General features: G+C 42.2%; 6 protein-coding genes and 2 pseudogenes. 2 read left to right on the top strand and 6 right to left on the bottom strand.

Going from position 1 to position 13,317, the window contains the following annotated elements; translation table 11 throughout:
• Positions 1–42: 42 nt before the first annotated feature.
• Both QWZ01_RS26095 and QWZ01_RS26100 read left to right on the top strand, forming a co-directional pair.
• Positions 43–630: pseudogene (locus QWZ01_RS26095) on the top strand (hypothetical protein); the annotation flags it as partial.
• A gap of 699 nt (positions 631–1,329) precedes the next feature.
• Positions 1,330–1,851, top strand: a pseudogene (locus QWZ01_RS26100) (MutS-related protein); the annotation flags it as partial.
• Positions 1,852–2,461: 610 nt separating this feature from the next.
• On the opposite strand, the gene QWZ01_RS16920 reads toward QWZ01_RS26100, so the two are convergent.
• The 6 genes from QWZ01_RS16920 to QWZ01_RS16945 all read right to left on the bottom strand — a co-directional run bounded on the left by QWZ01_RS16920 (position 2,462) and on the right by QWZ01_RS16945 (position 13,082).
• Positions 2,462–5,005: a TonB-dependent receptor gene (locus QWZ01_RS16920; RefSeq protein ID WP_290325258.1), complete on the bottom strand. Its 2,544-nt coding sequence runs from the start codon at positions 5,003–5,005 to the stop codon at positions 2,462–2,464.
• Between the two features lie 359 nt (positions 5,006–5,364).
• Positions 5,365–8,169 (bottom strand): leucine--tRNA ligase, encoded by a 2,805-nt coding sequence (gene leuS, locus QWZ01_RS16925; protein WP_290325259.1) that lies wholly within the window; start codon positions 8,167–8,169, stop codon positions 5,365–5,367.
• A 168-nt stretch (positions 8,170–8,337) separates the two neighbouring features.
• Positions 8,338–8,874 carry an RNA polymerase sigma factor gene (locus QWZ01_RS16930; RefSeq protein ID WP_290325261.1) on the bottom strand — a complete coding sequence of 179 codons (537 nt, stop codon included), beginning with the start codon at positions 8,872–8,874 and terminating at the stop codon, positions 8,338–8,340.
• 267 nt (positions 8,875–9,141) lie between these two features.
• Entirely contained in the window at positions 9,142–10,161 is a 1,020-nt protein-coding gene (gene murB / locus QWZ01_RS16935) for a UDP-N-acetylmuramate dehydrogenase (protein ID WP_290325262.1), read from the bottom strand.
• A gap of 62 nt (positions 10,162–10,223) precedes the next feature.
• Positions 10,224–11,897: an ArnT family glycosyltransferase gene (locus QWZ01_RS16940; RefSeq protein ID WP_290325264.1), complete on the bottom strand. Its 1,674-nt coding sequence runs from the start codon at positions 11,895–11,897 to the stop codon at positions 10,224–10,226.
• Positions 11,898–12,101: 204 nt separating this feature from the next.
• Entirely contained in the window at positions 12,102–13,082 is a 981-nt protein-coding gene (locus QWZ01_RS16945; RefSeq protein WP_290325265.1) for a glycosyltransferase, read from the bottom strand.
• Between the last annotated feature and the right edge of the window lie 235 nt (positions 13,083–13,317).

The raw sequence follows: 13,317 nt of genomic DNA on the forward strand, positions 1-13,317 counted from the left end.
GAAATATATGTGTTTATTTAGCTGCAATTTTTTATCGGCATAATGGAACAGGATATCATCAACAATTATAAACAACGCGCTATATTGGCCGCTCAGGAAGCCGCTAAGTTCAAAAAACTGGCCAACACCTATTCGCTGCTGCGCCTGAGCATTTTTGCTTTAATCATCCTGGCTATATATTTTGCAGCAAAGCAGGATAACTTCAGCATTGTGGCAATAGCATTTATTATACTTGTTTTCGCTTTTGCCTGGCTGGTATCGCGCCAAAGCAGATATGAGCGCCAAAAACAATATTTTGACGACCTGGAAAGGGTCAATAACAATGAGATAGCCAGTATACAAAGCCATGCCAACATTTATGCCGATGGCGCACGCTTTGGTAACGATAAACACTATTACACTTCTGATCTGGATATTTTTGGCAACGCTTCGCTTTATCAGTTAGTAAATCGCACGGCCACCTCTACCGGTAATAATAAGCTGGCCCAGTGGTTTGATAAGCCTGCCAATCGTGAAATCATCCTCGCCCGGCAGGATGCGGTTAAGGAAATTGCCAACAAAAATGATTGGAAGCTGGATGTACAAACCAAACTTGTTTTTGCCCTGAAACAGGATGCCAACCAACTGCAAAACCTTTTCAGATACCTGCACATGCCTGTAAATATGCCGGGCGAAAAATGGCTCAGCGTTTACACCAAAATTGCACCATACTTATCCGGGATATTGCTGGCTTTGTGCTGGTTTTTCCCGATGACAAGGATTTACGCTGTTGGTGTATTTATTATAAACATGGGCCTGGTAACCTCAAAAGGGCTGTACATTAAAAAGGCTGATATTATAGCCGGAAAAATAGGTGATACCCTGGCTAATTACGCCACTGTTTTTAAAGGCATAGAAGATGAACAATGGCAATCCCCCCATAACAACAACCTTGCTCAACAGCTAAAAGGCAAGCAAACATCCAACAAAATAAAAGAGCTTGCCGAACTAATCAATAAACTCAATTATCATTTAAACCTGTTTGTAGGCGGTATATTGAACCTGCTTTTTTTGTGGGATATACGGATGGTAATAGCTATTGAGAACTGGAAACGCCAGAACAACGATAACCTGGAAGCCGCCTTTGATGTTATTGCCGAATTTGAATCCCTGATCAGCCTGTCGGGCCTTGCTGTCAATTACCCGGAATGGACTTTCCCTGAAATTGACGACAGGCCCGGCTATACGCTTTTAGCTACCGGCCTGGCACACCCGCTTATAGATGCTAACAAACGTATCGAAAATAATTACGAACTGAATAACGCCTTCAACATAGACATTATTACCGGATCGAACATGGCCGGTAAGAGCACTTTTCTACGCACCATAGGTATCAATACCGTACTGGCACTTTGCGGAGCGCCTGTGTGCGCTAAAGCTATGCAGGTATCGGTAATTACCATTATCAGCTATATGCGTATTAAAGATTCGCTTAACGAAAGCACATCTACCTTTAAGGCCGAACTCGACCGACTGCAAATGCTGCTTGCCGCTGTAGAGAACGAACCGAAGATATTTTTCCTGATAGATGAAATGCTTCGCGGCACCAATTCGGTTGATAAATACCTGGGTTCAAAAGCAGTGATAGAACAGCTGATCAGCAAAAAGGCGGTGGGCATGGTTGCCACCCACGATCTGCAAATTGCCCAGCTGGAAACCAAGTACCCTGATTACGTTCGTAATTTTTATTTCGATATTCAGGTTAAAGGCGGCGAAATGCTGTTTGACTATAAAATTAAGCATGGCGAATGCAAAACGTTCAATGCCTCCCTATTACTGAAACAGATCGGTATTAATGTAGAGGCGGAATAAATAGTCCATCTCTGTCATTTCGAACGAGGTACGAGGAGAAATCTTATGCATCATCCAAATGCCGCTTGTACAAGATTTCTCTTCGCGCTCCCCCATTCCCACTATGCTTTATCGATGACAATTTGATTTTTTTTGTCATTGCTGTAAGGAACGACGAAGCAAAAGCCTCACCCAACCCTCTCCAAAGGGTAATAGCCCACTAAGTGTCAGAATTGCATGGCATATAAACGACTCACCCGGTCTACGCTACGCTTGTCGACCCTCTTCGCCTGCGGCGGAAAGAGGGAATGGCAAAATGGATAAAGGGTAAAAGAAAATTTCCCAACCTTCTTTGCGGCGAAGCCGTAGAGAGGGTCGACAAGCGTAGCGATGTCGGGGTGAGTCGATAATGCAACTGCCTTTTTGTGGGCTATTACTCTCCAAAGGAGAGGGCTTTAAAAAATACATTAAAGTCTCCCCTTTGGGGGGAGATTTAGAGGGGGGCCTATTGCTGCGCTGCTCATCGAAATGACAATCGTTCATAAAAGATGTGATAAAATAATATACATTATAAAACAGCAAAGCCCGGAAAATTCCCGGGCTTTGCTGTTTTTCATAGGCTTGAAATATATTATCGGCCGCCACCGGTTGGGGCACCTTGCCCGCCCTGGTCGCCTTGTTTCTGATCATCATTGTCAACACCTTTTTTCTTCTGGTTTGGATTACTGAAAGTAGTTTTACCGAAGCTGTAGCTAAAGGTTAAGCCAAATGAACGGAACGGAAACGCGGTAGAACTGGTTTGTGTGAATGACGGACTGCTGATGCTCTGGTCAAAGTGTTTATCGCGGGCAAATGGCTGTACGGTGTTGAAACCGATAGCCAGCTTTTTATCCATGAACTGTTTCTTCAAACCAAAGGCATAAATACCAAAAGCAGGATTGGTACCCTGAATGGTACGGCGCGATGAATTGGTAAATCCAAATAACTCCATCAGGAAGTTTCCTTTAAACTGGTATGAGGCGCTTCCGAATGCGGAATACTGAAAATAAGTACCTGTTTTTGATGAAAGGCTTGAAAACTGATCAAAAATAGTTGGGCTATAAGTAAAGCCATTGATACTCGCCCTTATAGTTAACGCCTTCACCGGGCTAATAGACCCAAAGAAGCTGGCCCCAAATGAATTATTACGCCCTACGTTGCGGTAAGTGGTACGGGTACCGTTTACGGTATCGCCGGCTATGATCTCAGTAGCAGGAAGGTTCTCGGCAATCCCCTCTATCAAGTTATTGGTGCGTTTGTAATAAACTGAAAAGTTTAATACCGACGATTTGATAAAGGTGTTATAACCTAACTCAATAGTTTGCGAAACTTCGGGAGCCAGGTTAGGGTTACCTACACTCTGGTTTTGGATATTGCTACGGTTAATGAACGGATTCAGGAACTGCAGGCTTGGCCTTTGTATACGTTTACTGTATGATAACTTAACAGTTTGGTTACCCATTTGCTTTTGGATAGTTAAGCTGGGTATAAACGTAGTATAGTTGGAGGTAAACGGTTGTAAATTCTGAAACAGGTCGCTGTTGGCATCCTGGAATGGGTTCTGCGGATCGCCTGTTATACGGGTGTTTTCCACACGGCTTCCTGCAAGTATAGAGTAGCTTTTAGGTAATGTAAAGGTTAATACAGCGTAACCGGCGTAAACGTTCTGAGTATAATCATACAGGTTAGAGTTCAGTGAATCGCGCACGGGGCTATTGCCATTATCATCTGTATTAAATATATCATAATTACTGTTTATACGGCGCTGAATGGTTTTGCCACCCGCTTCTAACTTTAATACTTTGCTTATTGGCAAAGTATAATCGGCCTGGAAAGTATACTCATTGTTTTTACCATTGTTGTTGCCTTGCTGACTTGGGTTTTGAGCAGTGAATAAGTTGGCATAGTCGGTTTTAATATCGCTATGGCTCCATTGGCCAGATACGGTTAACTCTTCACCTTCTTTTTTGAATTTGTGGGTGTAATCAACGTTCCAGTCAAAACCACCAAAGTGATTATGTGAAACCGTTTTGCTTAAATACTGAATGGGTGAAACAAAGTTATCAATGTTATTAACACCACTACCATCAATATTAAAGCCACCATCATTAAGTCTGAAGGTACTGTTAATACTGTTAAATGCATTAAACTCATAACCAGCAGTTACCGAACCTATGGCGCCATGTCTTTTTATACGGCTGCTGGAGTTGTTAAAGTTATGTATGGTTGGGTTGCCATCGGCATCTTTCAATACCTGATCAAAGGTAGTTAAGGAGGTTTGTGGCCAGGTTAAGTTACCACCTGCATTAATGCCTAAACTAAATCGGTTTTTATTATAGTTGAGGTTTATGTTACCGTTGTTTTGACGGGTACCCACACCACCACTCACCGAACCACTTATGCCCGATACATTTTTTTGCTTGGTGATAATGTTGATGATACCACCTGAGCCTTCTGCATCATACTTAGCCGATGGAGAAGTTACCACCTCGATGCTCTTGATCTGATCGGCGGGGATGGTTTTCAATACGTCAGATAAACTGGCTGATGTGGCACCGGATGGTTTACCGTTGATCAGCACGCGCACGTTTTGATCGCCGCGTACTGATACGTTACCGTTAATATCCACAGCCACCAATGGTACTTTCTGTAATACATCGGTAGCGTTACCACCGGCGGCGGTAAGGTCTTTTTCGGCGTTATAAACTATCTTATCTATCTTGTTTTCAATAAGTGGAGCCTGGCCAACCACATTTACCTGGGCCAGCGCATGAGCGCCCGGAGCAAGCAATATATTGCCTAATTTATTATCGGGTTTTGATGCTGTGGTGGTTACCGGTTCAACAGTTTTTGAAGGATAGCCGATAAAGGAAATCACCAGTTTGTAGGTGCCCGGCTTTATATTATCCAGTTTAAAGTTACCTTTTTCGTCGGTTACAACACCGGTAATGGGCGATTTACCGCCGCTGCGGTACAAGCCAACGGTGGTGTAATCCATTGGTTTTTTAGAGATTGAGTCGACTACCGTACCCGATATACGGCCCGTTACACTTGGCCCGCTCCCGCCAACCCCAAACTGGGCCTTGGCCGTAAAAGTGAGACAAATTAGTGCTATAAATATGTAAAAGTGTTTCATGCTAATTATTTTCGTAATTGGAGGCGAAAATACTTTAAATGTTACACCCTAAAACTTTATTTCTTTGATAAATTAGAAATTGTCATGTATATGTTACACTATGTTGGTGTTATCATATTGTAAACCCCGAAAAAATTCATGAAACATTATTTATCAGAAATTTAGTTCATGATGAGGGTTCTTCTGATAAGAAATCAAGAGAAGACTTACGAAGTTTTGAAAACTTCGTAAGTCTTGCAGATATTATTTGTTATAGCCCTGCATGTCATTGGGATTAATGATGAAGCAATAGCCAAACTTGGAAGTTGTTTCTGTATAGTATGCGATTGCCACGCTGCGCTCGCAATGACAGATTTTATTTAAACCACCATATTCACAATGCGGCCTTTAACAACAATTACCTTTTTAGGGGTCTTGCCATCAAGATAACGTTGTACGTCGGCGTTGGCTAATACAAAGGCTTCTATATCCTTAATATCAAGGCTTAAGGAAATATTAAGGTTCATTTTTGTTTTACCGTTGATAGATATCGGGTAAGCAAACTCATCCTCAACCAGGTACGCGCTGTTAAATTTAGGGAACGGCGCATATGACAACGAGCCAGCCGGATTACCCAGCAATGTCCAAAGTTCTTCGCAAATGTGCGGGGCATATGATGATAGTACGATCACCAGATCCTGTAAAACAGTACGGTTGTTGCACTTCAGGTCGGTAAGTTCGTTAACGGCTATCATGAAGCTTGAAACAGAGGTATTGAACGAGAAACGCTCAATATCTTCCTCAACCTTACGGATAATCTTGTGTAACGCCTTCAATTCGGCTTTTGATGGTTCTGCATTGCTCACACCAAACTCCCAGGCATCGTTATGGAACAAACGCCAGAATTTACGCAGGAATTTAAAAACACCTTCAATACCATTGGTATTCCATGGTTTGCTTTGCTCCAGCGGGCCCAGGAACATCTCATACATACGCAGGGTATCCGCACCGTAACGGTTAATAATGTCATCCGGGTTCACAACATTGAACTTGGATTTCGACATTTTTTCAACCTCAACACCACAGATGTATTTACCACTTTCCAGTATAAACTCGGCTGTCTCAAACTCCGGACGGAATTTTTTGAACTTTTCGATATTCAGCACCTCGTTCTCCACAATATTAACATCTACGTGCAATGGTGATGTTTTATATTCTTTGATCAGTCCATGTGATACAAATGTATTGGTACCGCGACCTTCCTCATCAATAAGGCGGTAAACAAAGTTACTGCGGCCCTGTATCATACCCTGGTTAATGAGCTTTTTAAACGGCTCTTCCTCAACTACCTGGTCAATATCCTTTAAAAATTTATTCCAGAAACGGCTGTACAACAAGTGACCGGTAGCATGTTCACTCCCGCCGATGTACAGGTCAACATCTTTCCAGTATTCAATAGCTTCTCTTGATGCAAATTCCTTGTCGTTATGGGCATCCATGTAGCGGTACCAGTACCAGCTGCTGCCAGCCCAGCCCGGCATGGTGCTTAGTTCATACTCACCTTCGGGATGTTTCCACCCCTCGGCGCGCCCCAATGGTGGTTCACCGCTTTCGGTTGGCAGATATTTATCAACCTCAGGAAGCAACAATGGTAAATGGCTTTCTTCAATTAAATGCGGCAAACCATCTTTAAAATAAACAGGTACAGGCTCGCCCCAGTAACGCTGACGGCCAAATATGGCATCGCGCATACGGAAGTTCACCTTGGCCTTGCCTGCGCCAATGCTTTCCAGCTTAGCAATCACAGCGGCGGTTCCGGCTTTATAATCCAGGCCGTTCATAAAGTCGGAATTGATGTATGTCCCTTCTTTGGTAGGATCGGCCTCGGTTTCGATATTTTGTATATCGATAATAGGAACTATCGGCAAATTAAAATGCTTGGCAAACAAATAATCCCGCTGATCGCCCGATGGTACGGCCATTACCGCGCCTGTGCCATAACCGGCCAGTACGTAATCAGCAATCCAGATCTGTATTTTTTCGCCGTTCAGCGGGTTCAATACATAACTACCGGTAAACGCACCTGATACAGTTTTGGCATCAGCCATCCTGTCCAATTCCGATTTCTTTTTGGTAGCAGTAATGTAGGCATCAATATCAGCCTTTTGCTCAGGCGTAGTTAACGAAGCCACCAACTCATGTTCAGGAGCTATCACCAAAAAGGTAACCCCAAAAATGGTATCAATCCGGGTAGTGAAAACTTCAATATAGTTGTGAGTAGTGAGTGATGAGTGGTGAGTGGTTTTCTCGATCGGGAATTTCACACTTGCACCTGTGCTTTTGCCTATCCAGTTTCGCTGCATTTCTTTCAGCGGTTCGGGCCAGTCAATGGTATCTAAACCTTGTAACAACCTTTCGGCGTAGGCGGTAATGCGCATGCTCCACTGCATCATTTTCTTTTGTTCAACAGGGTAGCCACCACGTTCGCTGAAGCCGTCTTTTACTTCATCATTAGCCAATACGGTTCCTAAAGCGGGGCACCAGTTTACAGTGCTTTCGCGCAGGTAGGTCAAACGATATTTTAATAATTCACTTTGCTGGGCAGAGTTAGGCATAGCCTTCCATTCATCAGCAGTAAAACTTAATACTTCTTCATCACATACGGCATTGATCCCTGCCGACCCGTTTTGTTCAAAATGCTCAACCAGTTTGGTTATGGATTCGGCCTTATCGGCATCCTTATTATACCATGAATTAAACAGCTGCATAAATATCCACTGTGTCCACTTATAATAATCGGGCGAGCTGGTACGTACCTCGCGACTCCAGTCAAACGAAAACCCGATCTGGTCAAGCTGGCGGCGATAGGTTGCAATATTAGCTTCGGTAGTGATAGCCGGATGCTGCCCCGTTTGAATGGCATACTGCTCGGCCGGTAAGCCAAAGCTATCGTAACCCATTGGGTGCAGCACATTAAAGCCTTTTAAACGTTTATAACGGGCAAAAATATCAGAGGCAATATAACCCAGCGGATGGCCCACATGCAGCCCCGCACCCGAAGGGTAAGGAAACATATCCAGCACATAATACTTGGGTTTGGCACTTTTATCTTCAGCTTTAAAGGTTCCGTGTTGGGCCCAAAACTGCTGCCACTTTTGCTCTATATCTTTAAATTGATAGTCCATTTTATTATTTACGCGTGTGAGGATGCGAAATTAAGAAAATCCCTATTAGTTTGGTAGTTAATTGATTGTTTAATGGCGTTTAATCATCAATATTTAACCGGGATGCCAGTAAAAAGAAAAACCCGCCATCAGGCGGGTTTTTCAATATATATTTGAGTTTAATCAATATTAATTCTCAGCGTATACTGGTTTGGCTATGCCGTTGTCATAAGCCTTTAAGTTTTTCTTTAATAACTTGCGGGCTACGTGTATACGGGTTTTTACAGTACCGATCGGGATATCCAGATGATCGGCTATTTCATGATATTTATGGCCTTCAAAATACATGGTAAATGGTACGTAGTAATCTTCAGGTAACCTGTCAAGTGCTCTTTTTATATCATCCATCACAAACTTTGCTTCACCTTGATTTTTTGTTGAACTGAATACCAGGTTTGGTGATGATATTTCATCAGACTTGGTAACAAAAGTGCTCATTTTAACAAAACGGCGATAGTTGTTGATGAATGTATTTTTCATGATGGTATATAACCATCCTTTTAAATTTGTTCCCTCTTTAAACTTATTGTAATAAGTTATGGCCTTCAACATTGTATCCTGGACAAGGTCGTTAGCATCATCTGCGTCATGTGTAAAATGAAGGGCGTAAGACCTTAAAGAACTTGCCTGACGTAGTACTAGGGTGTTAAACTCAATCTTTGTCATTTTGTTAAAGTTTTGTATCAGGTATTAGACAAGCATAGTGCCACTTACCAATTAGCCAAAGGCATTAAACAATGCGCAAACTTTAGTTTCAACAAAAAACAGCGTTGTGTAAATACTACACAACAAACACACTTAATAAACTAAAAAACAAACAGTTACGAACTTAAAATAGCAATATGGAGAGATATTCCTCAATCCCTCATGTAACAGGAATGTTATTGATTTAGAGCAAAAAACGAGGAAAAGGTTTAATTCAAAATAAATTATTTAATTAATAATATTTACTTCGCGTTGTAGCATAACGCCAAATTTAGTGTACACACTGTCTATGATTTGCGACGAAAAAGCATACACTTCGGCTCCGGTGGCTCCGCCATGGTTCACTAAAACAAGGGCCTGATTTTTCCATGTACCTGTATTTCCGACCACTTTGCCCTTCCAGCCGCACTGTTCTATGAGCCAACCGGCAGCTAATTTTATCAATCCATCGCCCCCGGGATAATTAACAACATCCGGAAACAGATCATGTACTCTTTTAAATTCATCTGTACTGATCAGTGGATTTTTGAAAAAACTGCCTGCGTTACCAATGGTTGATGGATCAGGTAGTTTAGAAACGCGGATATGCGACACCACCTGCGAAACATCTTTTATAGTAGGTGAAGTAATGCCCCGGTTGGCCAGCTCCTGCCCTATTGCTCCATACTGGGTATTGATATTGGGGATCAGCGATAGCTGAAATTTTACCGATGTAATGATATACAGACCCTTGAGTTCATTTTTGAATACACTTTCGCGGTAGCCGAATTTGCAATCGTCCTTACTAAACGTTTTAAATGTGGATGTAGCAATTTCAAAAGCCTTGCAGCTTACAAATACATCTTTCAGCTCCACACCATATGCACCGATGTTCTGAATTGGCGATGCTCCTACCGATCCCGGGATGAGGCTCAGGTTTTCGATGCCTGCATACTCATGCGCTACACAATAATTTACCAGATCGTTCCATACCTCGCCGCCGCCTGCATCAACAAAAACATCGTTATGGCTAATTCTATGTTCAATGCCACGAATATTAATCCGGATAACCAGCCCATTAAAATCATTAACCAGCAGCAGGTTGCTCCCCCCGCCTATTACCAGGCGTTCGGTTTGCTGCCACTGTGGGTCGGCAAAAAGTTCAACCAGTTCGCCCTCATGCGCAATCTCTACAAAATAACGGGCGGCGGCATCAATACCAAAAGTGTTAAAATTTTTAAGGGATACGTTTTCCTGTATTTGCAGCATGTTTTTGATTTCGGATGTGGGGTTTTCGATTTCGGATTTATTAAGGGGCGAATTTCGGGATTTTATTTTGCAGTGCTGTTCAACCTCACTAAAAAGAAATGATTTAGCGTGGTTAACCTTTTAGCTTTGATGATAAACGGCAGGGTCATATTCTCATTCGGATAATTATCAAAGGCTTTTACTAATGTAAAAGGAGTATTGCTTTTTTGCAGATTGGCCTTTTGATCATCATTAATTAATACCAGTGCGTTGGGATGTTTAGCAGCCTCGGCCAAATCCATAAAGGTGACTGGCTGGTGTGTGTAAAATTCAAACGCGTTGGGTACGTTGAATGCGGCTATCACTTCGTTGTTAGGGTGATACTGATTGATATACTCACCCGCGTGCACATCGCCTTTAAAAACAAGCAAGGTTGGATATACAACGCTCATGAGATAAGTATTGGCCCAAAGGCCCACGCAGCAGGTAAATAAAAACAAAGCCTGTTGTCTGGAGCCCGCGTTTTTATAAACGTATAAAGTAATTCCGACCAGTAAGATGCAAAGCGGTAAAAACACTACCCAACGCTCGGGCGCAAAAATAAAGCTGAGCGCAACTATGGCCACAATAAGTAAAATACTCACACTGTATTGTGCAATGGTAAAAAACAGGTTTTTATTGTGGATGATACTCCGCACCCAAGTTGCTGTTATAATCCCAAAAAACGGAAACAGGATATTGGTATAAAATGGTAGCTGAAATTTAGAAATGGAAAAAATCAACAACATCACTACCGAACCACTGATAGTGATATATTCGGGCAGTTTAATACCTCTCACCATATCGCGGATGCGACCAAACAGGGCATAATAAAATAAAAGCATCCAGGGAGCAAAGGCCCACAATAACGTATGCAAGAAAAAAAATACACTGCCATGCGTATTGCGGATAAAGCTATTGTTATTGAAACGACCAAACTGGCTATCCCACAAAAACCAGTGAATACCCGAAATTCCTGTTTTGCCAAACACCACTTTTTCTGGGTGCAGATCAAACTGTATATATAAGGTATAAATTTCGGGCAGTGTGAACACGGCTACCAATATGCAGGCCAGCAGCCATTTCCAGTGAAACAGGCTTTTGATATCTTTTTTAAACAGGTAATCGCCCATAATGGCGGCACCTATCGGGATCAGGAGGTAGATACCCTTAGTCATTACCGCGCAGCCTGTAAATAAGGAAGCCAGCAATATATCGGCAAAACTAAAGCGTTCCTTAACCTTATAAAAGTGATAAACAGCCCCCATGAGCAGGCCCATAATATAAGGTTCGGCCCGCACATCGGTATTTGACATTACCGAATGCTGTGCGGTTAACAATATTAAAATAGCAATAAGTGCGGTTTCCAGATCATAAAACCTGCGCGCCAGTTTGTACGTGTAAACTACAGCCATCAGGAAAAACAACAAAGCTGGCAGTTTATAGGCTACCGTGCTAATGCCGAATGCCTTAAAACTGAGCGCAGCCATCCAGAACGGAAAATGCGGTTTATCGAGCCAATCTTTACCGTGATAAATAATATCGGTAAAGTTGTTGCTCTGCGCCATGTTTCGGGCCAGTATGCTGTACAGGCTGGGATCATCTGTAAAATATTTAATGCCAATACCGGCCAGGTTTACCACAATGGCCAAAACCAGCACTACAATATATGGCCTTTTATATGCCGCCGACAAGGAAGATGCTGAACTACTTACCATGGATATTTATACTGCAAAATAAAGCATTATTAAACGCTTTATAAAATGGGGCGGTTGTCTGAACCACGATTAAGCAGATTATAAGATTATCACGATTTGCTGCGTCATTTCAAGATACGACGCAATTATATGTAAACTTGTCATTCAGAACGTAGTGAAGAATCTACTTGCCGATAGATCCTTCGCTCCTGGATTCCTTCATATTTATTTATTCCAAGCCAAATACTTGGGCGATGCCTCCACTAAAGCTGGAGCATTATCATTTAAAGTTTCGCCATTGATCACTTGCTGATACAATTCAAGATATTTCTGCGCCATTAGTTTTACCGTAAAATTTTCAACGGCATAGTCATGGCAAAGCCTGTTATTAAAAGCACCGATATTTTTAAGTCCTTCCACAAGTTCCTGCCGACTATTGCTAAGTAAGCCAACCTCCTGATTTACCAACTCTGGCAACGAACCATAAGGTGTGCCCAATACCGGGCAACCGAAATACAGGCTCTCGATAATGGCCAAACCAAAAGGCTCATGCCATAAAACCGGGAAAAGCAAAGCTTTGGAAGTGTTGAGCACAGCTGATTTCTGTTCATTATCAACCATACCTTTAAACTTAACATTCAGGTTGGGTGTAAAACGCAAGCCCATTTTTAAGTTCAGGCGGCTGCCACCCAGTACAATCAGCTTATTACCGCTTTGGGTGGCTACATCAATAGCACCCTGAACATTTTTCACACGCCAGGCGGCTTTAGCCAAAAAATGAGCATGTGTACGCTTGCTTTGCGAATTGGGCCGGGGGTAATCATCCGGATCGAGGCCATGATGTACAAAAACTTTTGAACCATGGCGTGCGGCATGGTCAGCTGATACAAATACCGAATTTTTATCTAACTGATGACCAAAACCAGGGTTGTTGTGTACATTAACTATATACGGCTTTTTTGTAAAGTTGCTCACCTGGAAATGAAAATGTACCACATCAATATCATCCGGTACCTGTTGGTTCATATCAACCAAAGGATCATACACCAAAACTTTTGCAAACGGACAGCTTGAACCGGCAGCCACCAGGTAGGTTATCTCGTGCCCAAGCCGGTTAAGTTCATTCCCCAACCACCAGATTACCCTTTCGGTACCACCGTATTTTGCAGCAGGTATTTGGGTGTTATTAACAATGAGTATTTTCATTAAGGCGATAATGTAAGCGCCCGAATTTCGGAATTAAATTCGGATTGAGCATTTACTAAACCCCCATTAGTCGATTTCAGGTATTTGCTTTACCATAAAAACTGTTAAATTTAGCCATACACAAGAAAAACAACGGTTACTAAACGTTTATTTCTGCTATTTTTCATTTTAATAATATAATCTACCAACTTTTTTAATTATTTTAGAAACTTCAATAACTTCTTAATAATTTAAT

The organism is Mucilaginibacter aquaedulcis (assembly GCF_030409325.1).
Taxonomy (GTDB): Bacteria; Bacteroidota; Bacteroidia; order Sphingobacteriales; family Sphingobacteriaceae; genus Mucilaginibacter; species Mucilaginibacter aquaedulcis.